Annotated in this window: 24 protein-coding genes; 4 read left to right on the top strand and 20 right to left on the bottom strand. The window is 45.5% G+C overall.

What is annotated here, in order from left to right; all coding sequences use genetic code 11:
• Positions 1-21: 21 nt before the first annotated feature.
• The gene (mciZ, locus tag LRL21_RS46735) at positions 22-267 is read left to right on the top strand and encodes a Z-ring formation inhibitor MciZ (protein ID WP_420832414.1); all 246 of its coding nucleotides are present in this window, start codon (positions 22-24) and stop codon (positions 265-267) included.
• On the opposite strand, the gene LRL21_RS01390 is transcribed toward mciZ, so the two are convergent.
• A complete protein-coding gene (locus LRL21_RS01390; RefSeq protein WP_240413958.1) occupies positions 167-1348 on the bottom strand; it encodes a DUF3866 family protein in 1182 nt (393 codons plus the stop codon). The two genes, mciZ and LRL21_RS01390, sit on opposite strands and share 101 nt — an antisense overlap.
• A 202-nt stretch (positions 1349-1550) precedes the next feature.
• Entirely contained in the window at positions 1551-2687 is a 1137-nt protein-coding gene (locus tag LRL21_RS01395) for a M20/M25/M40 family metallo-hydrolase (protein WP_240413959.1), read from the bottom strand.
• A 72-nt stretch (positions 2688-2759) separates the two neighbouring features.
• On the opposite strand from LRL21_RS01395, the gene prli42 reads away from it, so the two are divergent.
• Positions 2760-2855 carry a stressosome-associated protein Prli42 gene (gene prli42, locus LRL21_RS45495; RefSeq protein WP_179097345.1) on the top strand — a complete coding sequence of 32 codons (96 nt, stop codon included), beginning with the start codon at positions 2760-2762 and terminating at the stop codon, positions 2853-2855.
• 11 nt (positions 2856-2866) lie between these two features.
• Here prli42 and LRL21_RS01405 read toward each other — a convergent pair whose 3' ends face one another.
• From LRL21_RS01405 to lpdA, 4 genes are all read right to left on the bottom strand, one after another.
• Complete coding sequence (locus LRL21_RS01405; protein WP_240413960.1) at positions 2867-4195, bottom strand: dihydrolipoamide acetyltransferase family protein; 1329 nt, start codon at positions 4193-4195, stop codon at positions 2867-2869.
• Between the two features lie 155 nt (positions 4196-4350).
• Positions 4351-5331: an alpha-ketoacid dehydrogenase subunit beta gene (locus LRL21_RS01410; protein ID WP_240413961.1), complete on the bottom strand. Its 981-nt coding sequence runs from the start codon at positions 5329-5331 to the stop codon at positions 4351-4353.
• Positions 5331-6344, bottom strand: coding sequence for a thiamine pyrophosphate-dependent dehydrogenase E1 component subunit alpha (locus LRL21_RS01415; RefSeq protein WP_240413962.1), 1014 nt, complete (start codon positions 6342-6344; stop codon positions 5331-5333). The genes LRL21_RS01410 and LRL21_RS01415 overlap by 1 nt, the downstream gene beginning before the upstream one ends.
• A 92-nt stretch (positions 6345-6436) precedes the next feature.
• Entirely contained in the window at positions 6437-7858 is a 1422-nt protein-coding gene (gene lpdA, locus LRL21_RS01420) for a dihydrolipoyl dehydrogenase (protein WP_240413963.1), read from the bottom strand.
• Between the two features lie 295 nt (positions 7859-8153).
• Here lpdA and LRL21_RS01425 point away from each other — a divergent pair, with 295 nt between their 5' ends.
• On the top strand, positions 8154-8423 hold the full coding sequence (locus LRL21_RS01425; protein WP_240413964.1) for a DUF2627 domain-containing protein: 270 nt from the start codon (positions 8154-8156) through the stop codon (positions 8421-8423).
• A 51-nt stretch (positions 8424-8474) separates the two neighbouring features.
• Here the strand turns inward: LRL21_RS01425 and LRL21_RS01430 are convergent, their stop codons facing one another.
• The 4 genes from LRL21_RS01430 to LRL21_RS01445 form a co-directional block, all read right to left on the bottom strand.
• Positions 8475-9425 carry a hypothetical protein gene (locus tag LRL21_RS01430; RefSeq protein WP_240413965.1) on the bottom strand — a complete coding sequence of 317 codons (951 nt, stop codon included), beginning with the start codon at positions 9423-9425 and terminating at the stop codon, positions 8475-8477.
• The gene (locus LRL21_RS01435) at positions 9395-10153 is read right to left on the bottom strand and encodes a glycosyltransferase family 2 protein (protein ID WP_240413966.1); all 759 of its coding nucleotides are present in this window, start codon (positions 10151-10153) and stop codon (positions 9395-9397) included. Before LRL21_RS01435 ends, LRL21_RS01430 begins: the two co-directional genes overlap by 31 nt.
• Positions 10141-11205, bottom strand: coding sequence for a putative cytokinetic ring protein SteA (gene steA / locus LRL21_RS01440; protein WP_240413967.1), 1065 nt, complete (start codon positions 11203-11205; stop codon positions 10141-10143). Before steA ends, LRL21_RS01435 begins: the two co-directional genes overlap by 13 nt.
• Positions 11206-11364: 159 nt before the next feature.
• Positions 11365-11640 carry a hypothetical protein gene (locus LRL21_RS01445; RefSeq protein WP_240413968.1) on the bottom strand — a complete coding sequence of 92 codons (276 nt, stop codon included), beginning with the start codon at positions 11638-11640 and terminating at the stop codon, positions 11365-11367.
• Positions 11641-11805: 165 nt separating this feature from the next.
• Here LRL21_RS01445 and LRL21_RS01450 point away from each other — a divergent pair, with 165 nt between their 5' ends.
• Entirely contained in the window at positions 11806-12495 is a 690-nt protein-coding gene (locus tag LRL21_RS01450) for a DUF421 domain-containing protein (protein WP_240413969.1), read from the top strand.
• On the opposite strand, the gene LRL21_RS01455 is transcribed toward LRL21_RS01450, so the two are convergent.
• The 10 genes from LRL21_RS01455 to LRL21_RS01500 form a co-directional block, all read right to left on the bottom strand.
• Positions 12479-12685: a hypothetical protein gene (locus tag LRL21_RS01455; RefSeq protein ID WP_240413970.1), complete on the bottom strand. Its 207-nt coding sequence runs from the start codon at positions 12683-12685 to the stop codon at positions 12479-12481. The two genes, LRL21_RS01450 and LRL21_RS01455, sit on opposite strands and share 17 nt — an antisense overlap.
• A 26-nt stretch (positions 12686-12711) precedes the next feature.
• The gene (locus LRL21_RS01460) at positions 12712-13614 is read right to left on the bottom strand and encodes an ATP-dependent DNA ligase (protein ID WP_240413971.1); all 903 of its coding nucleotides are present in this window, start codon (positions 13612-13614) and stop codon (positions 12712-12714) included.
• Between the two features lie 230 nt (positions 13615-13844).
• Complete coding sequence (gene spo0A / locus LRL21_RS01465) at positions 13845-14648, bottom strand: sporulation transcription factor Spo0A (RefSeq protein WP_076227841.1); 804 nt, start codon at positions 14646-14648, stop codon at positions 13845-13847.
• 210 nt (positions 14649-14858) lie between these two features.
• Positions 14859-16190 carry a SpoIVB peptidase gene (spoIVB, locus tag LRL21_RS01470; protein WP_240413972.1) on the bottom strand — a complete coding sequence of 444 codons (1332 nt, stop codon included), beginning with the start codon at positions 16188-16190 and terminating at the stop codon, positions 14859-14861.
• A gap of 117 nt (positions 16191-16307) precedes the next feature.
• Positions 16308-18002: a DNA repair protein RecN gene (recN, locus tag LRL21_RS01475; protein WP_240413973.1), complete on the bottom strand. Its 1695-nt coding sequence runs from the start codon at positions 18000-18002 to the stop codon at positions 16308-16310.
• 14 nt (positions 18003-18016) lie between these two features.
• Positions 18017-18466, bottom strand: coding sequence for a transcriptional regulator AhrC/ArgR (gene ahrC, locus LRL21_RS01480; RefSeq protein WP_240413974.1), 450 nt, complete (start codon positions 18464-18466; stop codon positions 18017-18019).
• A 1-nt stretch (position 18467) separates the two neighbouring features.
• The gene (locus tag LRL21_RS01485; RefSeq protein WP_240414196.1) at positions 18468-18941 is read right to left on the bottom strand and encodes a hypothetical protein; all 474 of its coding nucleotides are present in this window, start codon (positions 18939-18941) and stop codon (positions 18468-18470) included.
• Between the two features lie 64 nt (positions 18942-19005).
• Entirely contained in the window at positions 19006-19842 is an 837-nt protein-coding gene (locus LRL21_RS01490; protein ID WP_240413975.1) for a TlyA family RNA methyltransferase, read from the bottom strand.
• Between the two features lie 33 nt (positions 19843-19875).
• Positions 19876-21762 carry a 1-deoxy-D-xylulose-5-phosphate synthase gene (dxs, locus tag LRL21_RS01495; RefSeq protein WP_240413976.1) on the bottom strand — a complete coding sequence of 629 codons (1887 nt, stop codon included), beginning with the start codon at positions 21760-21762 and terminating at the stop codon, positions 19876-19878.
• Positions 21763-21963: 201 nt separating this feature from the next.
• Positions 21964-22869: a polyprenyl synthetase family protein gene (locus LRL21_RS01500; protein ID WP_240413978.1), complete on the bottom strand. Its 906-nt coding sequence runs from the start codon at positions 22867-22869 to the stop codon at positions 21964-21966.

Below are 22869 nucleotides of genomic sequence, written 5' to 3' on the forward strand. Positions count from 1 at the left end.
CCGGAAAAGAGGGACAAGATCATGAAAACCTATGTATCCGAAAAGCAAATTAGTATGGTGGGACAAGTATGGGAAATCCGTAGATATTTACAATTAGCACAGCGCAAGCGTTCCGGGGATACGAGCCTTTTGACGTATTTGGCGGAGCAAACCGATTATGTCCATACTAATTCCGTGTCTTCCGCCAATAGTCCCATGCAGCCTCCACAGCCGTCCCTATTCCTGCAAAATATGCAGGATCCGCCGACAATCCCCTACCCATTGTAAGTATAGATAAGGCATATGGAGCCATAGCGGCCTCCCACAAGGAACTGGATACCGGAGTACGCCATTCAAGCTCGTGCTTGTCGGTTAATAATGCTTGATCTGCCTGCTCTCTTAGGTATTTGCCCTGCTCATGTTGAAGGTCTGGCAGGACAATCCTGCTTCGGTTAACTGCGATTTCTTGCAAAACGGTTAAGGTATGATGACTGATTCCGAGATGTCTGGGGCGTGAATCCGCAAAGCTGATTCTGGGAATTAGCCATGGGAAGCCCCCCAAAGCTGTTGAAGCATTCATGATCTCGCCTGTCTCCAATCCGCTGAAGCCAAGCCTTGTACCCGTACCCACACTTCCCGGTCCCATCGTGACAATGGCCATATCGGCCTGCAATATATGTTTGGCTGCTAGTAACGCCGTATATTTGTTCACAGCCTCTACATCGCCTCCATACGCTTGACCATAAGTAATCGTGCCGACAAGCCAGTCCAGCTTACGCAGCTCGGCTGTATGACGGCTGAACGCAATCGGCAGTGCCCCTCCATCGGACATGACATAAGCAATACGACAAGCTATTCCGGATCCGTGCGAAAGGTGTTGAAGCAAGCATATCGCAGCTGGCAGCATACTGTGCAGCTCACCGATAAGCACTGGCATCCCCTGCAATGATTGCTTGTTCTTAAATAAGGAGTGATAGGGACTATCCGGCTCCTCAGCCGCGAGCACCGGATGCTGTAATGACGTGTATCGAAGCTTCATAATATGTCCTTGGTTACGATCCAGCGGTTTGGAATCAAATATGCACGGATGATAAGGGACTTGTTCAAATGCACTTAAAACATTTGTCCAACGAGTTTCTTCGCCATGTCTTGACATCACAGCATGCACAATATGATACCCTCCTGTACCCAATTGTAACAAAACTGCTGTTGTATTCAGCAGCACTTGATCATTGACAGTCAGCTGACCGTGCACGTCTGTATAGTGAATGGCCTTGCTGATTGAACCATCCTGCATCTTGACATTCAGCTCCTGCAAACCATCGCGCGCTTCTAAGATCTGACTCACTACAGCAAGCTCCCATTGCACTACCGCACACCCTCCTACTGCTTTCATTTCCAGCTATGCGAACACTGTGTATTAACTATATGAAGGCTCGGCAACTTGGATGATTGAAGACACATCATTTATTGAAACTTTTACAAACAATATCAAATGCAATTCAAAAAAACCGCCAATCCAGATCCTGGAATGACGGTTAGCTTGTAACGATTTTCGTTGTGTTGATGGATTACTGCTGCTCAGCTACATCTTTAATAATTTGAACCACTACTTCTGCTACCTTTACCATATCCTTAATGGCGATTTGCTCTGCTGTCGTGTGGATATGCTCATATCCAACAGCCAGATTCACGGTAGGAACACCCATACCGTTGAAAACATTAGCATCGCTGCCTCCACCGGAGTGGAAGGTTGTAGGATTAAGACCGAGTTTCCGCATTGCGTTCATAGCAAGCTTAACTACCGGTGCCTCTTCGTCAAACATATAGGCCGGATAGATCAATTCGCTATGAAAATCAAGCTTCGCCCCCATCTCTGCCGCAGCTTCCTCGCATGCCTTACGCATGGCCTCAACCTGGCGATCCAGCTTATCCTGAACGATGCTGCGCGCCTCGGCCTCAAGCTCTACACGATCCACAACAATATTCGTTGCGCCATTCACACCACCTGCGAATCGACCGATATTAGCCGTTGTCTCTTTATCGATGCGTCCAAGCGGCATACGTGCAATTGCTTTGCTCGCAACAGTAATAGCACTAATACCTGCTTCCGGATTAACCCCTGCATGTGCGGAGCGTCCGGAAAAGCCTATGATGATTTTGGCCTGTGTAGGTGCTGCTACAGCAATATCACCGATATTTCCATTGGAGTCCAGCGCATAACCATAATCAGCTTCCATCCAGCTCGGATTCATCGCACGGGCACCCTTCAAGCCAGCTTCCTCGCCTGCCGTAATGACGAACTGAATTTGACCATGCTTGATGTTCTGCTCCTTCAACACCCGGATAGCCTCGAGCATCGCGGCTAAGCCTGCTTTATCATCACTGCCGAGAATTGTGGTTCCGTCACTGCGGATAATTCCATCCTCACCAATCTGGGGCTTGATCCCTTTTCCTGGTGTTACTGTATCCATGTGCGAGGTAAAAAATAATCTCGGAACCAATGCATCCGTTGTTGCTGCCAAGGTGCAAATCAGATTGCCGGAGCCGTGTCCAATCTGGGCCGCGACATCATCCTCCACAACCTTTAACCCAAGTGCTGTAAACTTTTGCTTCAAGACCTTGCTAATTTCCTGCTCGAACCTAGTTTCACTATCCACCTGAACCAACTCAATGAATTCCGATACTAATCTTTTTTCCTGAATCATCTCTTTCCTCCTCAGCATGATTTAAGTTAAAATAGAATTATACGATCAAGCCCATATAAGGAGTTGAACTTCATGCGCAACAAACTGGTATTCAAAATTATTATTTACGCAATGCTAGCTTCCATGCTATTGTCCACAATATTGTTTTCCTTAAACTCGTTTTTGTAGAAGTCTATCACCTAGTACAATTTGGTTTCCTGATTATACGATTCCAGGTTTTCTTTAATCCGCTGCAGGAATCGGCCGCAAATAACGCCGTCAAGTATCCGGTGGTCCAGGGACAAGCACAGGTTGACCATAGAGCGGACAGCAAGCATATCCTGAATGACCACCGGCTTCTTCACAATTGATTCAAAGGTTACTATGGCCGCTTGTGGGTAATTGATGATCGGATACGATAAAATGGAGCCAAAAGCACCCGTGTTATTGACCGTAAACGTACCACCCTGCATATCATTCAGCGTCAGCTTGCCGGCTCTGGCTTTTCGGGACAACTCGTCGATTTCCCGTGCCAGACCGGCAATGCTTTTTTGATCAGCTTTCTTGATGACAGGATTGACGACAAAATCCTCCGTTCCGACGAGAAGCGTAAGATTGATATCGCGTTTCACGATAATTTTGTCTACGGCCCATACCGAGTTCATAATCGGGAAATCTTTAAGCGCACTGACAACAGCCTTCAGCAAAAAGGAAAGATAAGTCAGGTTGATCCCTTCCTGCTTTCTGAAATCATCCTTCAGCTTATTACGGAGCTGTACCAGATTCGTAACGTCAACCTCGATCATCGTCCAGGCATGAGGGATTTCACTAACACTCTGGCGCGTCCGGCTGGCAATCATATTACGAATCGGAGTCACATCGATAAAATATTCATTCCCCGGTTCTCCGCTTGGCTCCTCCACTTCAATCTTGGGCAAGGTCGGATTTTCAGAAAGATGAATCCCTGTCGTTCTCACTATATCTCTGCGTGCTTTAGGCTGCCCTGCTTCATCGGCCGCCGCGTTTCCAGTGGAGCCCTCGGTAACCGCTTTGCTGGCGTATTCCTCGATATCCTTACGCGTGATACGCCCTCCTAAGCCTGTGCCTTGAACATTGTCAAGACGAATGCCATACTCTCCTGCAAGCTTTAATACCGAGGGTGAATAACGGCTCCGCATGCTCGTAGCCGCTCCCTCAGACACCTGACTCACATTATTGCTGGCGGCTGACCGGGATGGACCTGGTGCTGCTGAAGCATTCTCTCTTTGCACGCTGGCCGGCTCTTCTATCAGGCATATCGCTTCACCTACTGCAGCGGTCTCACCGTCTGCCACCAGAATCTTTACCAAACGCCCTGCGATGGGCGAAGGCATTTCTGTTGTTACCTTCTCGGTAATCAACTCACATAATGCATCATATTCCTCTATGTAATCACCGGGCTGCTTAAGCCATTTACCGATAGTCGCCGCAACAAGACTTTCCGCCAGATGCGGAACTGTCACTTCGGTTCCTCGTGTGTTTGGATTCATTGGGTTTCCCTCCTAAAAGTTTTCCGTTGGAAAACTATCTTCGTAAGCATGAGCTCGACTTTCTGTCAAGAAAGTCTTCATCGTAAGCGTAATCTTTGTTTTCCGTAGGAAGCACAGGATAGGCTTTCTATTAAGAAAGCCTTCTCAAGCATAACCTAATATAAGGCAAGCTCCCGCATAGCTTCCTTGATTTTGTCGGAGCTGAGCAAGTAAAACTTCTCCATTGGCGGATTCATGCCAACAGCCGGAACATCGGGTGCACATAATCTTTTGATCGGAGCATCCAGCTCAAACAGCAATTCTTCGGCAATAATTGCCGATACTTCCGCACCAACACCACCCGTTTTGTTATCCTCATGGATGATCAGTACCTTACCGGTTTTGGCTGCTGCTTCCAGAACTGCCTCTTTATCCAGTGGCTGCAGCGTCCGCAGATCCAGAATATGAGCGCTAATGCCTTCCTTACTTAGCTCTTCTGCCGCTTGCAGCGCATAATTCACCGTGATACCATAGGAGATCACCGTGATATCAGTACCGTGCCGTTTTACATCCGCTTTGCCGATTTCCACTACATAATCGCCTTCAGGAACCTCGCCTGTAATGCCGAGATAACATTTTTTATGCTCAAAATAAAGCACAGGGTCCGCATCTCGAATCGCTGCTTTCAGCAATCCCTTGGCATCGTAGGGATTAGAAGGTGCAACCATTTTTAATCCAGGAGTTCCGAAAAAAACCGATTCCGGACACTGCGAGTGATACAGAGCACCGCCTCCTGTAGCACCATAAGGAGCACGAATAACAATAGGACAATTCCAATCATTGTTAGAGCGGTAACGTATGCGCGCCGCTTCGCTAATAATTTGGTTGGTTGCCGGAAATATAAAGTCAGCAAATTGCATTTCAGCAATCGGCTTCATCCCGTACATGGCAGCACCGATAGCTACACCTGTTATCGCAGATTCGGCCAAGGGCGTATCCATAACCCGCTCTTCACCAAATTTGTCGCGCAGCCCCTTGGTAGCGTTCAGTACGCCGCCCTTGCCAACGTCCTCACCCAATACAAACACATTCTCGTCGCGTTCCATCTCTTCCTGCATGGCGGAACGGATGGCCTCCAAATAAGTAATAACTGCCATTACCGTACCTCCCCTTCTTCTGCATACACATGGCGCAGCGTATCCTCAGGCAAAGGAAATGGCGCCTGATCTGCATATTGCGTAGCATCATTGATTTCCAGCTTCAGCTGCTCCAGCAGTTCTTCCTCCTGCTCATCACTCCACAGCCCGCAATCAACAAGATATTTACGATATAAAGGAATGCCATCCTTTGCCCGGTTCTCATCGACCTCTTCCTTCGAACGATACAGCATATCGTCATCGGATGTAGAGTGCGGCGAAATACGATACATGACCGCCTCGATCAAAGTCGGGCCTTCCCCGCGAACAGCCCGTTCACGTGCTTCCTTCATGACTCGATACACCTCAAGCGCATCATTTCCGTCTACCTTAACGCCTGGAAAACCGTATCCCAGTGCCCGCTCGGCAATGCTGCCGGATATTTGCTTATGCAGCGGTACGGAAATCGCATACTGATTATTTTCGCACATGAAGATCGCTGGCAGCTTATGAACACCGGCAAAATTGCAGCCCTCATGAAAATCACCTTGATTGCTGGAACCTTCACCAAAGGTAGCAAAAGCTACGAAATCCTGCTTCTTCATCTTGGCAGCCAAAGCAAAACCAACCGCATGAGGAACCTGCGTCGTTACAGGACTTGAGCCCGTCACAATATTCAGCTTCTTATGTCCAAAATGACCCGGCATTTGACGTCCCCCGCTGTTGGGGTCCTCGGCCTTGGCAAAAACAGATAACATCAATTCTCTTAAGCTCATTCCAACCGAAAGTACAAATCCATAATCACGGTAATAAGGAAGAAAATAGTCCTTGCCCTTCTCTAAAGCAAAGGCGGCTGCAACCTGTGCAACCTCTTGTCCGATACCCGATACGTGAAATCCGATCTTGCCGGAGCGCTGTAATAAAAAGCCGCGTTCGTCAAACTTTCTAGCTCTTTGCATATATGTGTACATCTCAACTGCGCGTTCATCTGATAATCCCAGCTTGCGGTGCTTCATCAATTGTCCGATGGACATGGACGTAACCCCTCTCCACAATAAACTTAATACCAGGTACTAATACTTGGCACTATATATATTATAAACCGTTTTATTGATGAACACAATTACTACATGTTAATAGCTCGTCCATCGACGGCAAGCATGGCTTCCCCGAGCGCCTCGGAAAGGGTTGGATGCGGATGTATCGTTTGCCCTACCTCCCACGCTGTAGCATTCAGCAATTGCGCCAAAGCCGCCTCTGATATGTAATCAGTAACATGGGCACCAATCATATGTACACCCAGGATATCGTTCGTCGACTTATCGGCGACTACTTTCACAAAACCGTCCTGTTCACCCTGCACTAAAGCTTTTCCCAATACGGAATAAGGGAATTTACCGACCTTGACCTCATGCCCCTGCTCAATAGCTTGAGCTTCTGTCCAACCGATCGAGGCTGCCTCAGGTCTTGTATAAATACAACGAGGTACTTGATGTGCCTCTTGGTGATGTGGCTTCTGACCGCTTGCATGTTCTACAGCCTGAATTCCTTCATGACCAGCTACATGTGCAAGCTGCAAGCCGCCGATACAATCGCCTATCGCATAAATGTGAGCTTCCGCCGTCTGAAGGTTCTCATTAACACGGATAACGCCTCCGGCAAGCTTAACATCCGTATTTTCCAAGCCAATCCCTTCGATGTTCGCCTGACGGCCTACACAAACCAATACTTTATCCGCCTGTAGTGCTCTGCGCTCACCCTTGCGTTCAACCTCAAGACTCGCTTGTCCAGACTCAATCTTAACCGTATCTGCGAGTACAGCAGCGTCCGTGAATATTTGGACGCCTCTCTTTTTAAGCAGTCGCTCCATTTCCTTGGACACATCGGCATCCTCAGTAGGCAGCAATCTTGGAGCATATTCCACTACTGTCACCCTAACACCAAAATCATTCAGCATTGAAGCCCATTCCATACCAATAACCCCGCCTCCGATAATGATCATCGATTCGGGTAGCTGCTCCATCTGCAAAGCGTCATCACTATTTAATATATGATTGCCGTCTATAGTCAGACCTGGAAGTGTACGTGGCCTTGAACCTGTTGCAATAATCAGCTTGTCCGGGACAAGAGTAATGATTTCCCCATCCGCCTGTTCAACAGATATCGAACCGCTGCGGGGGGAGAAAATAGAAGGTCCAATAATTCGACCGTTTCCATAAACAACTTGTATGTTATGTTTTTTCATTAAATACTGAACGCCTTTATGCATTTGCTCAACAATGACTGTTTTCCGTGATTGTACTTTAGGAAAATTCAGCTGTACAGAAGCCGCTTCAATTCCGAATCTTTCGCTTTCTTGCATCGTTGCATAAACTTCCGCACTGCGCAGAAGTGCCTTGCTTGGAATGCAGCCTCGATGAAGACATGTCCCTCCGAGTTTATCCCGTTCCACGACGGCGACCGTTTTTCCTAATTGAGCTGCCCGAATGGCCGCGATATATCCACCCATTCCTCCTCCAAGGATAACGATATCAAAAGCTTGCGTCATGTAAAAACCTCCTAATAGTTTTGCGGAGCCACAACTTGTTGTGTACAGCACCGCTTTAGTTGCAAATCAAAGCTCATTCGTGATCTTCCGCTTCTTATGTAAGCATCTGATTGGATTCCGAAAGTGACAACTGGTGAGCAGTCTCTGACCTCTGATGTTTATCCTATTGTAACTCTTATAAGTGTGGAAAATATAGTACAATTTACGAAACATACATGAATTGTTGACGATAGTATGTTACCTTAAGAAATGGAATTCCACAATCCGTGTAATCGGAATTAGCAGAGGAGCACATATGAAAACTACACTTTCCCGTTTTATAGCCGTATTAATGCTTGTCATTCCTGGTCTTATAGCTACCTATGGCTTTCTTGCCATGAAGGATGCTTTTTTTGCACAATTTGGAGCGGCGGAGGCGAACCCTCATATTTTATGGGGAAAATTCACAATTGGTTTGATCATGTTTCTGGCCGGGGTTGCATTTCTCGGGGGATGGACTTTTTTTCGCGATCGCAAACGCAATTATGTGGCACCACGCTTTAAGGTCAAGCGCAAGCGTCCTTAAATCAGAAAACATCACTTTAAGCTGCTGACAGCATATTATTCATGTTTCCAGCTAACTACTGGTTTTATTTTTATTGCGACCCAGCAAATCGAACCATAGCAGCAGCCGATTGGCTTCAATCCACCGTGATACCGAAGATCGCCAAGCCATGATATGCAGCACCAGCATGAATACAATCAGCACAGCCTGCAGCTGCCAGGCCAATCCAAGGATCACCCAGCAGCCTGCTGCGAAGCCGAGCATATTGGCTCCCGTATCCCCAATCATCAGCTCTGCCCGCAGATCCGGGCCCAATAACACACATGCACCGATGTACACAGGCATCACATATGGGGCTAACTTTATGGCCATCTGTAAAAGCTCGTCGATATGCAATTGCCCACTTACAGCGTTTACAACCAACTGGACTATCGTCCCTGCAGCTGTAATCATGAGGAAGCCCTTAAGCGCACGACCTGGACGCACGTCCAGTAAATTGACACCATTGGTCATTAATCCAAGCAGCAGTAAATCAGCACCGATATGCCACCAAGAGTTGTAAGTTATACTACTAACAAATAATAAAGCAGCAATCCCGGTTACAACGGCTTTCACTTGGCCTGTACTGCAAATCTGTTTCTCCTTCCAGAGCAGCCAATGCCCTTTTAAACCCTTTACAGCCTTATCACCGATTGCATCGTCAGCAAATCCCACTATTGCAACCGCACACAGCGCGGCCACATAGCTTACAAAGGGCAGCTGATCAAATCCTTTCAGCCCCTCATACCCTCGAAACAGCATTGCCAGACCATTCATTACTATGGCATTAACTAATACAAGCAGCCATATGAGTATTCCGCAGCCTGTTGCTATTTGCTGTCCTTGATAGTTGGGCTGCAGCATTCCATGCTTCGTCATAAATATCCGTATCAATGGAAGTGAAGACCGAGCTAGCCAAAGCAAAATTACACATATAATCAGCCCAACCAGTATCAGCATATGGGATACCTGTAACGTTCCCAAAGTGTTCGACCTACTGCAGAGAATTGCTTTCCACGATGAAGCCAGCTCCGCAGGTCCCGCCCACTTTCTCGATGAGAGAAGGAAGCTTCACATTCCTGAACACGGTACCCAAGCCTTACAGCATCAATCGTCAAGCCTACCTCAACGCCAAATCCTCTACCAAAACGCCCTATCTTCTTCATCACATCACTGCGGATCGCTCTTTGACCCGACAACGGCGCAGCGGTATCAAATCCAGACAACCTATACACACCCAACTGTGCCAATCTCCTGACCATTCCGAAGCCGCCAAGCCGGACAGGCTTAGGCAGCTTGGCAATGACCATATCAGCCTTATCTGACAAGACAGGCTCTACAATCAGAGGAAAGCTAGCCGCTGATGAACCGAGATCGGCATCCAGAAACACAAGAATACTTCCTTTTGCCATGCGGCAGCCTGTGTTTAATGCCGCTCCTTTACCGTATGAACGTGGATGCGTGACGATGATATCTGCCCAAGACGCCGACGTATCATAGGTTCTATCGCTGCTTCCGTCATTAACAACAATAATTTCCACAGCTTCTGCTCCATTGTAAATATTTTCCGAGCTCCCCTCACGAAGGCTTGCCCATTCTTGAATTCCGGTTCGAATGGCTCGCAGTGTATCCCCGATGAGCTTCTCTTCGTTATAGGCAGGCACTATAATCGAAATCCCCTTGCAAGAGAGCTGATTTGTCATTTCAACCATCCCGACAGCCTCCTTAACAAGCGCTTCCAGAGTTGTTCTTTCTCATCTGGAAACAAGCTATGAAAGCCTTTAGCATCCGTCAGCTTGCTTCCGACCTTGATTCGGACGAGCATTGAGCTTCCCATACCGAGCCTTCCCTTTTTCATAAAATCAAACATATGATTGTGCGTACCAATCGCAATGATGGATTCGCAATCGTGATCATACGCCAATAGAAGGGCCATATCCTCACTCGTCCCACAGGCTGGAAGCGTAATAGCTTGAAGCCCCATAGCCAGCAGTCTGCGCATGCCTGGTGCTGTCCCATCTGAATAGGCTTGCACAACGAGCTCAGCCCCGCATAGCAGCGCTGCATCCGACACACTGTCCATATCTCCGATGATAAGATCCGGCATAAAGCCTTGTTCAAGTAAAGCATCCGCTCCACCATCAACTCCGATGAGAACAGGCTGCTGCTTATTCACATAACCGTGAAGCGCCTTTAGATCACTAATATAATGATCGCCGCGAATCACGATAAGTACTGGCCGGCCTTCAAGTTTCGTTTTCATAGCATTACAGCGCAGCGGCTTCAGAATTCGTTCCTTTTCCAAGGCCGCAAAGGCAAGTGTATTATCCATAAAAATACTTAGCTGCTCCTGAATGGAGCTTAACGCCTTATGATAATATAAAAACCATTGCTCTTGTGTAAATCTCTCACAGGGAAGCACGTAGTTCTCAATGACAATTCCCGCTTCGGTCAATTGAATCTCACTGCGATCAGGGATAAACGGAAGCCACATCGGCTCGATTTGAACAATGGGTATCCCCTGATCAAGCAGCAGCAGGGGGCCGCGTACGGGAACTGTTCCTGACATGACGGGACCTGCATTCACGACTAATCTCACTCGGGCACGAATCAAGCCTTCTGCAGCCAGCTCATCCATATCCATGTGATGAATCACAGCAATCATGCCAGGTTCAATATTCCGCATAAGCTGTTTCGTCCGTCTATCAACTTGGGCAATACCCTTAATGTGGCCTGTTAAAGGCTCCTCTTTTCTAATTGCCATTGGCACGCACTCCGCTTCTATAGCTCTTGTTCCCTCTATTTTGGGTCAGAACGTGCCAGATCATGCATGAATCTGAATTTTTATAATAAAAAAGTCCAGGCATGGATAGGATCTCTTCTCAGTAGACCTATCTTCACCCAGACTTTTACTTAGGACCAACTATAGAAATATACTGCCTACGAACCAATCCCTATAAGCCGTAGCTGGCAAACTCTGCTGAATATAGCGGACAATCGAGGTTTTCTCATCTGGTTTAAACTGATACTTACAGTCCAGCCCATTAAAAAGCAGCTTGATCCCTAACGAGGTTCCATCTTTTCCGAGGATAAGTTGAATGACATAGAGCTCATCAGGCTCATCATCGAATCGGCAGCCGATGTCAATTTCAACAGACTGCTCAGACTCATTTTCAAATTCACAATAGTCAAATTTCATTATTTCCTCCCATTTCAATGGTGCCTTAAGCTAATATTCTACAATCTTCTACATCACTTTCATATTAGCTCTGCTCATGATGTCGATATTAAAATATTGCTGTAAGTTAATAATAAACGCCTTAACTATGGTAATAATATCACATATACTGGAGGTCTAATGTCAATGTCCATAACTGAAATTGTTCTTCGTGCCGTTATTTCATTTGTTGGTTTAGTGTTTTGGGCACGTATAATCGGTAAAAAACTAATATCTCATTTAACCTTTTTTGATTTTGTCGCGGGGGTCACGTTTGGTTCTATTGGCGGTAATCTTATTTTCAACCCCAATGTATCCTTATTTGTTGGAGTTATCGGTTTAACCATGTTTTCAATTCTTGTGCTTGTTTCAGACTATATTTCTCTAAAAAGCTTTATTGGAAGAAAAATATTGGACAGTGAGCCACAAATCATCATCAAAGAAGGTCAAATTTTACTGGAGAACATGAAAAGAGTCCGCTTAACGATCGATGAATTGCTTATGCTTTTAAGAAAAAAAGATGCTCTTTATATTGATGAAATCGAATTTGCATTTATGGAGACCGACGGAACCTTGTCCATCATGAAAAAGACGAGCAGCCTGTCGATAACCCGCGCAGATATGAATATCAAAGCTTCAACACGTGGAATTCCACATGCATGTATTATTGATGGTAAAATTATTGACGAGAGCTTGCAAAATATCCACAAAGACTCACAATGGATGAGGACATTTTTGAAAGAAAAGAATATACAGCTGGAGCATGTTTTATTGGCTCAAATCGACCAGCAAGAGCGTGTCTTTCTTAATTTAAAAACAGCTAAAACTCGATACTAAATATAATTTTATCTTTGCTTAAGTGCCCTAATGCTAATTGATTATCTAATTCATCTTTATCAAGAACTTGATAACCTTTATTGTTCAAAGTATCCTGAAACGTTTCTGGTGAATGGATGACAAAATATGATTTGTTATTTTCTCTGGAAAGCTGTTTGGAGCGGTCAATCGCAAGTTCTCTATTCATCAATTATCGCCATCCCCTATAGTTGTTAATTATGTCCATCTACATTCCTCTGGCTTCTTATCAAACAAAAATTCCCTAAATACCGTTGTTCTTAATTGATGTGCGTCGGTTCTATCCAAATATTCAATACGACAACATAAACGCGGCTCAATCCATTGTGTTTTCTGATCCTTAACTGTATGCAGCTGCTTTGCAAGGTCAAGGAAGTGTTCCTGTTCTTCTGGCTTACATTCTAATTTTACAATGCCTACAGGTTTATTAGAAACAGTTCTAAAATTCAATCCAATTACAAGCTCAAAAGGTTCGTCTCTGTATCCCAAAATCATAACGTCAATTGTCTTGAAGTGCTTGATCTTTAACCAATCAGGACTTTTAATATTCAGATAGTATTTAGATTCCTTGTGCTTTGCCACAATTCCTTCCATATCACGATCTTTGGTCAAATTAAATAAAGCTTGCCCGTGTGCTTCAATATACATGGTTGGTGATATAACAGGCGTTGCAGAGATAATGTCAGTCAGCCGCTGCTTCCGAATCATGAGTGGCTCATTCAAATGCGCACGATCCGTATATAGAACATCAAATACTACAAATGTCGCTGGGTGTGTTTTTACCGCATGAGTGATTCTTGATGAAAGATTTAGCCGCCCTCGATAAGAGAAATCATCAAATACAGGTCTACCCTCACGCAGTACAATACCTTCGCAATCCAGAATTGCGGAGTGTGCTTGTATCGCATCAGACACTTCCAATAACTCTGGAAACTTATTGGTTACGATGTTTCCATTCGGCGTGTAGGCTTCAATGCGATTGCCTTGCTTATGTATAAGTAATCTCCATCCATCCCATTTGGGCTCAAAAATGAACCTTTCATCGTTGAATGGTTCACTGCCTATACTTACGATCATTGGCTTAATTTGTGTAAAGAGCATTATGGATCACCTCTTACACTATTTTGATGATTGTTGCTTGGGTATAAACATCCTAATAACCCCATTACGGGATTGACTCATTAAATACAAACACCCAATAAATCCTTATAGATTTATCGGGTGAGATGGGAAAAATTATCGGTTTGAAAACAAGTGTATCGGCTTTCGTCCACTAGACGTAACTAGTATCCATACACGTAATTCCTTACCACACCCTACTCCTTACCCTTTCAAGATACCTTATGCTCAATTCTGAGCTTATCCGCAACCATGGCTATAAACTCACTATTCGTCGGCTTTGATTTCGAGATATTAATCGTGTAACCGAAAAGGTGCGAGATGCTGTCGATGTTGCCGCGCGTCCAGGCGACTTCAATCGCGTGGCGGATGGCACGTTCTACGCGGCTTGGGGTTGTTTTGTATTTTTCGGCAATTTGCGGATATAAGGTTTTGGTGATGGCACCCAAAATTTCAATATTGTTATAAATAATCGTGATCGCTTCACGCAGGTATTGATAGCCTTTAATATGAGCAGGAACACCTATTTCGTGAATAATCGTTGTAATATTGGCATCCAGATTTTTACCTTTGGGAAGCTGCACAATGTTGGCTCTTGTGCTTGTTGTGTTCGAAGTAACCGAGTTACTTTGGTTATTAGAGACCAGCTGACGGATTCGGCTTGTCAATATTTCCATATCGAACGGCTTTAGTATGTAATAAGATGCACCCAATTGAACCGCCTTTTGCGTAATGTTTTCTTGACCGAAGGCCGTCAACATGATGATCTTGGGTTGCGGATTCAAATTCATATCACGCAGCTTTTCCAGTACGCCCAGACCGTCCAGATGCGGCATGATAATATCGAGGATAAGTACATCTGGAAGCCGATTGCCTTCTTCGATCAAACGAAGAACATCATTGCCATTATAGGCTATTCCCGAAACACGCATATCATCCTGCTCATCAATATATTCAGACAGTAAGTTAGTAAATTCTCGGTTGTCGTCAGCCAGCAATACTTCAATCGTTTGCAAAATTAGCTTCCTCCTTCAAAATGGGTAAAGATGGATGTTTAATTGTTTTCTTTAGTATACTTTCGACATGATAAATAAAATTCCTTCTGTCGAAATTTATTTTTCTGGATTTTTTTTTGTATTTATCATATAATTAATATTTTGTTTCAAGATAGCTGAGCATTCGACAGGTTTAGTCAAAAAAACAAGTTCCCCCATAAGGGAGAACTTTTAAGATGCTTTCATCGTTTCATTGAAAGTCTGACGAAGCATAATGCCTGCATCCTGCAGCATCCACTCAATAAAACATCCATAGCCACTGGTTGGATCATTAACGAATACGTGAGTGACAGCACCAATTACTTTGCCATTCTGAATAATCGGACTTCCGCTCATACCTTGTACGATACCACCTGTTTTTTCCAGTAGACGCGGGTCTGTAACTTTAATAACCATACCTTTGGTTGCCGGGAAGTCCTGCTTGGTCACATGCATCACTTCGATATCGAACTTCTCAACCTTTTGCCCGCTCACAACCGTATAAATCTGGGCTGGTCCTTCTTTTACTTCTTCTGAAAAGGCGACTGGTAAAGCTTCTTTGGAAAAGCTATGATCGGGTAGCTCATTCATTTGACCAAAAATACCAAAAGAAGTGTTTTTCTCGATGTTGCCGAGCACTTTACTTTCCTTGGAAAACTGTGCTCTTTTTTCTCCTGGCTCCCCATTTTGGCTCTTGGAGATTGAGGTCACATTGGAATGAACAATTTCCCCTGTTCCTACTGCAATCGGTGTTTGTGTGTCCATATCCGTGATAACATGGCCCAATGCACCATACACGCCTTGATCAGGGGCATAGAACGTCAAGGTCCCTACTCCTGCCGCTGAGTCACGGATATACAGTCCAAGTCGATAGGTTTTATCCACAATATCGTAGGCTGGCTGCATACTCAGTTCAAGCTCTTCATTATTTCGCTTTACCGTCAAAACAATGGGTTTCCTACTTTCTCCTGCCTCGGATACCAGCTCAGATACCTTGGACACGTCGGTAATTGGCTTACCGTTCAGCTTGACAATCAAATCGCCCAATTGAATTCGGGCATCCTCGCCTGGTGAAATTTTCTTTTCATCTGCTATCGTCACCAAATGATGACCGACAACCAGAACACCAGCTGACTTTAACTTGACTCCGATGGTATGTCCACCTGGAATAACCTTGAGGTCAGGGACCACATTGACCTTGACGGTTTTGAGTGGAATCTTGCCAAAAAGCTTTAGCGTAAGCTCCGCTTGTCCTGCTTTGTAAGATTCCAAAGAAATGGGATGATGAAGATCCACTTGAAATGAGTGCTTGTTCGATCCATTAACCTTCACAATTTCCGGATCATTCACGCTCACCTGGGCGCTAACAGGCATCGCCAACTGAAGACTGGTCTGCTGACCAGTGAACAGCCTTAGTTCTTCTGGAAATGAGGCAAAGCTTTGGAAGGGTGTGGATAGGCTACCCAGACAAACGAAGAAGATAAGCGTCAATCCAATCAATCTTTTTCTCCGGTTGGAACTCATGGTGTCACGCTCCCTTGCTTCCTGTGCACGAGCGGCAATGACTTACCGCTTAATGCGTACCCTTAAGGTATCCCCACACCATTCGTTTTATAAGTGAAAATGATCCCACACTTGGGGCTACAAACTTCCTTTCTTGACATCTGCCAGATCCAGCATTTCCTGAGCATGCTGTAAGGTCGTGTCGGTGACCTCTACACCTCCGAGCATGCGCGCCAACTCGTGAGTACGTCCTTCAGCAGACAAATCATCTACGTGGGTAAAGGTCCGCTTACCGTCGTTGGTTTTGTGAATCAGGTAATGGGCATCAGCCATACATGCTACCTGGGGAAGGTGAGTAATTGAAAACACTTGACAATCCCGAGACAGTCTTGACATTTTCTCGGCAATCGCCTGAGCTGCACGTCCGCTAACTCCAGTATCGACTTCATCAAACACGAGCACCGGTATACGATCGACTCGAGCAAAAATCGATTTTAAAGCAAGCATGACTCTGGAAATCTCCCCACCTGAGGCGATTTTACTCAAGGATCGTAACGGTTCACCCGGATTGGCTGAAATCAGAAACTCCACTTCGTCCGCACCACTTGCATCACAAGCTTCTTCATTAAATTTAATTTGAACCTTGAATTGTGTTTTTTCCATATGCAGATCACGCAGCTCAGCTACGATTTCACCGGCCAGCTTGTCCGCTACCTGCTGTCTTTTCTCAGATAAACTCTTGGCGTGCTTGCGTAAAATCTGAACAGCCAGCTTTTCCTGCTTCTGCAGCTCCTGCAGCTTTTCGTCCTTATTTTCAATCATATCAAGCTCATGCTGTACTTTCTTTAAATATTCAAGAATGTCGGCGATGCTTTCTCCATATTTGCGTCTAAGCGCTGCCATGGTATGTAAGCGTTGTTCGATAAATTCAAGCCTTGTCGGATTGAATTCAATATCATCACGATAATCACGAAGCTGGTAAGCAGCGTCTTCAAGCTGATAATAAGCATTTTGTACCTGCTCCAAAACAGCTTGGAGCTTGGCCGGGTCCAAAGCAGCAATATCCTCGATTTTTTGCATGACTTTGCTAATTGTTGTAAGCCCAGTTCCAGCTCCGCTTAAAGAGTCGTAAGAATCTGCCGCGTTCTGATATAGCTTTTCCGCATTTGCTAGTATGCGTTTTTCCTCAAGTAATGATTCATCCTCGCCCAGCTTTAATTGAGCCGAGCTGATTTCCTCCACCTGAAAACGATATAAATCCAGCATTTGCAAAGATTTTTTACTGGTTTCTTCAAGCTCCTTCAAGCTTTTACGAATACCGCTATACGTTATATAAGCTTTACCGTATTCACTCTTTAAAGGACCGATCTCGGTTTCGCCGAATAAATCGAGCCAATTGATGTGCTCATCCACGTCAAACAGCGATTGATGCTCATGCTGACCATGAATGTTCACGAGCCACGCACCCACGGACTTCAATCCTGCCAGGTTAACCATTTGCCCATTAATACGGCTCGTGCTTTTACCTTGTGCCGTGATTTCACGACGTATGATTAAATGCTCTTCCGAATCGGCTTCAATGCCAAGCTCTGCCAGGGTTGTCCAAACCGGATGACCGGACTCAATATGGAATAGAGCCTCAATGGAAGATTTATCGCTGCCATAACGAACCAGATCCGCAGAGCTTCTTCCTCCAGCCACAAGCGTTAAAGCGTCAATAATAATGGATTTACCTGCGCCTGTTTCTCCAGTCAGGACATGAAATCCATTACGGAAGTGAAGGTGCACCGATTCTATAACAGCTAAATTGCGTATTGTCATTTCAAGCAGCATCGTCATCTCTCCTGTTAGCTAAGCATAGATAAAATTTGATTTACCACCTTGCTGCTTTGTTCTTTGCCGCGGCAAATCATCAGTATAGTATCATCGCCACAGATCGTTCCCATAATTTCCGGCCATTCCAGACTGTCTACCAGCGAACCTATCGCGTTGGCCGTTCCCGGAAGGCTCTTTAATACGACCAGATTATCGGTATAATCGATATGTACAAAATGATCATTTAAGGCTCTTTTCAATCGATGTATGGGATTGTAACGCTGATCGGCAGGAACCGAATATTTGTAACGGCCATCATCCAAGGGAACTTTAATTAAATGTAATTCCTTGATATCCCGTGAAATGGTCGCTTGAGTAACCGTATAACCCGCCGATTTCAATCGATCAACCAGCTCGTCCTGAGTTTCAATTTCATTATTCGTAATAATTTCGCGTATTTTGATATGTCGTTGGCCTTTCATTTTATACCTCATCCTCGTTGTCTATTTGAAATCGGATACACTGTATCCTCTGCTGCTGCGGATCTACATAAAGAACACCTGAAGTCTGCGGATACAGTAAATGGAAGACAAGCAAATGATCACGTATCGAGCTTCCTGTTGCTTCCATAGGCTTGCGCTCTCTGGCAACCTTTACGGTATAATACATACCGTCCTGCTCCACGAAGTAGTCAATAAACAAACGGCTGTGCAAGGGCTCTCCCTCATTAATCGTTATGTGAATGGGAATACGCTGTTTGCCGCTTATAAGCTTAAATCCATTTTCCTCCAATAACCGAGTGACTTCATCAGGTGATACCGAGGTACCCTCCGGAAGTGGAAGTCCTTCCCCGTCACTTTCCATAGTACCCTTCATTCGATTGCGAATATACAGGAATAGCCAAAATCCCACGATCAAAATAATCAAAATAATAACAAAGCCATCGCCACTTTGCATCCCGTTCACCTCAATGGTAATTATTCGCGAAACTCGATCAATATCCTCCAAAAAAACAAAAAACTCATCCTCCAGATGAGTTTTGAAGCTTTTGCGCATCGATGACTACTTGCTGAATCCACTCGTCTTTGAGTTGTGTTGACACCATTGATTCGGGACTTGCTGATTGAAAATAAGCTAGAAATTCAACATTGCCTTCGCCGCCGCGGATCGGTGAAAAGGTAAGACCCTGCAAATAAAATCCAGCTTCCTCCGCAAACCCCAGCACTGTTTGAAGTACTTCCGTGTGGACAGACGCATCACGTACAACCCCTGTCTTGGGCACTTTATCGCGGCCAGCCTCAAACTGCGGCTTGATCAATGCAACGACCGATCCATGCTCGGCCAAAATACTTTTTAACGGAGGCAGGATCAGCTTTAAGGAAATAAAGGACACATCAATCGAAGCAAAAGCAGGCTGCTCTCCTTCCAAATCCTCCAGCTTCATAAAACGAAAATTGGTGCGCTCCATGACCTTCACCTGAGGATGGCTGCGCATGGACCAATCCAATTGATTATAACCCACATCCACTGCGTATACGTAAGCTGCTCCATGCTGCAGGGCACAATCCGTAAAACCTCCGGTGGAGGCTCCAATATCCAGCATGATAATGCCGTTCAGATCAATATTGAACAGCTTTAAAGCCTTCTCCAGCTTTAATCCACCTCTACTCACATAGGGATGAATGGCGCCTTTAACAAGGATTCTGGAGCTTCTGAGCACCTTCGTACCGGCCTTGTCGATGGGTTCCTCATCCACCTGAACAAGTCCGGCCATAATAGACGCCTTCGCCTTTTCCCGGGTCAGAAAAAAGCCCTGTTCCACAAGTAATACATCTAGTCGTTCTTTATCTGCTGCCATGCTGAAGTTATTCCCACTTTCTGCCGAGACGATTCAAGCATGCTGCCGTTTGCGCGGCATCAAAGCTTTTACCTCGGATACAAGCCGTTCTGCAGTAAGTCCTACTTCCTGACGCTGCTCTTTTACCGATCCATGCTCCACAAAATAATCGGGAACTCCGAGGATTTTGATTTGCAGACCATGGCGATTCTGATTCGCATAAAACTCAAGCACACCGCTGCCGAAGCCGCCCAATGTTGTGCCTTCCTCCAAAGTAATGATAGGGAGGTTCTCCTTGGATATCTGAAGCAGCATAGCCTCATCCATTGGCTTAATAAAACGCGCGTTAACGACACGAAGCTGTAATCCATCCTTATTTAACTGCTCTGCAGCCTCTAAAGCGATGCCGATCATTGGTCCCACAGCCAGCACTACGGCGCTGTCTCCAGGTCTCAGTACTTCCCATGTACCGATAGGAATCGCCTTTAAAGGTTCATCCATAGGTACACCGAGCCCATTAGCCCGTGGATAACGAACAGCGATTGGGCCTTCATCATAATCGACTGAAGTTTTGAGCATATGCCGCAGCTCATTTTCATCCTTAGGCATCATCAGCACCATGTTAGGAATGCTTCGCAAATAAGCAATATCGTACACACCATGATGGGTTTCACCATCTTCTCCGACAAAGCCTGCACGGTCGATAGCAAAGATCACATTCAGATTCGCACGACAAATATCATGAACAATCTGGTCATAAGCTCTCTGTAAAAACGTGGAGTATACAGCAAATACAGGCTTCATGCCCTCACTTGCTAGCCCCGCACAGAAGGTAGCTGCATGCTGCTCAGCGATCCCAACATCAACCATCCGATTTGGAAATTGAGCCGCAAACTTCAGCAGTCCAGAGCCCCCCGGCATCGCTGGAGTAACCGCTATAATTCTTGAATCCTGCTCAGCCAACTCGATCAGCGTATTGCCAAAAACATCCGTATATACGGGATGTCCGACAGCCTTAAGCATTTTGCCAGACTCGACCTTATATGGACGTGCTCCATGCCAGGCAAAAGAATCTGCTTCTGCTGGCAAGTAGCCTTTACCTTTTAATGTAAGCACATGAACCATAACTGGTCCTTCAACCTTCTCGGCCTGCTTTAACGTTTCCAGCAGCACAGGAAGATTGTGCCCATCAACCGGTCCCAGGTAAGTAAAGCCCAGTTCCTCAAATATAACTCCAGATACAAGCATATATTTCAAGCTGTCTTTCAGCTTTTCCATCGTCTTGGCCAGCGTCCCGCCAATAGCCGGGATTTTCTTCAACAAATACTCGACTTCTTCCTTGGCTTTCACATAATGCTTATCGGATCGGATTTTCCCCAAATAATTATGCATCGCGCCAACGTTAGGAGCAATCGACATTTCATTGTCGTTCAGAATGACCATCATGTTCTTTTTCTCATGTCCAATGTGGTTCATAGCTTCAAAGGCCATACCGCCTGTCAAGGCGCCGTCTCCGATAACAGCGATGATCTTGTTGTCCTCGCCTTTGAGATCGCGAGCTACTGCCATGCCCATGGCTGCCGATAACGACGTACTGCTGTGCCCGGCCTCCCAGACATCATGCTCGCTCTCCGAGCGCTTGACAAAGCCACATAGACCCTGATATTTGCGCAGGGTATCAAACTGATTCATACGTCCGGTAAACATTTTATGCACATAGGATTGATGCCCCACGTCAAAAATAAATTTGTCTACAGGGCTATTGTAAAGATAATGAAGGGCTATGGTTAGCTCAACAACTCCCAGATTAGAAGAAAGATGTCCACCGGTTAACGAAAGCTTTTCAACCAAAAACTGCCTCGTTTCCTCTGCAAGCAGTTCTAATTGTTCTATCGTCAGGTGCTTCAAGTCTTGTGGTTGATTGATATGTTCTAGCAGCACGCGTGTTCCCCGCTTTCCTGTTTGGACTGTTGCGTATAACAAACACCCCAATCGCAGGAGTGAATAAGCAATCTATCCCACTAAACGTTTGATTTATTATAGCATAGTTGATGATAGGTGCTCAATTGTAAGATGATACGGAAAAATGCAGCTTATTGTGCATGTTCATATAGCTGACTTTTTGAACAGCCTCTACAAAGCTCACCTGTCTCTTTGCACAATAAAATCAGCAAGCTCCAAAAGTCTTGCTGAATACGGGAATCCGGCATTGATAATCGCCTGCTTGCCTTGTTCAACGAGCTCATTCATTTTGGCCTGAGATGCTTCAATCCCTACAAAATAAGGATAGGTAACCTTTTGCTGCTTCTCATCACTTTTAACCGGCTTGCCAAGTTTCTTCTCATCCCCGACCAGATCGAGAATATCATCCTGAATTTGAAAGGCCAGACCGATATTATAACCGAACTTCTCCAGCGCCTGGAGCTGCTTCGGATTAGCACCCGCCAAATGACCCCCAGCCTTCAAAGAAAACACGATTAAATCGCTTGTCTTGTGAGTATGAATATATTCGAGTTCCTCCAAGCGAGTTAAGCCCTGTTCTCCCTGCATATCCGCAGCCTGACCGCCAACCATCCCCGGAGCACCCGCCAGTCTGGACAAATCCTCAACGATGTCCAGCACCCGTTCAGCCGGCACCTCATAAATCCGATACGCCTGAACAACTGAATAAAATGCATGGGTAAGCAGTGCATCGCCAGACAATACAGCCATCGCTTCACCGTATACCTTATGGTTCGTCAGCTTGCCGCGGCGGTAATCATCATTATCCATGGCAGGCAGATCATCATGAATCAGTGAATAGGTGTGAATCATTTCAACTGCACAAGCAACGGGAATTGCCGATTCGGTGCTGCCATTCAGCGCTTCTACTGCTGCCAGCATCAAAATGGGACGGAGACGTTTGCCCCCCGCCATCAATGAATACATCATTGATTCCCTTAAGGTCTCAGGAATATTCCAGATACCGGGAATTGATTCAAGCAGCTCCGCTTCGATCAGCTCGACTTTTTGATCAAGGTATTGCTTTATCGTCATTTCGGTGCTCAT

Source organism: Paenibacillus periandrae (genome assembly GCF_022458865.1).
Taxonomy (GTDB): Bacteria; Bacillota; Bacilli; order Paenibacillales; family NBRC-103111; genus Paenibacillus_S; species Paenibacillus_S periandrae.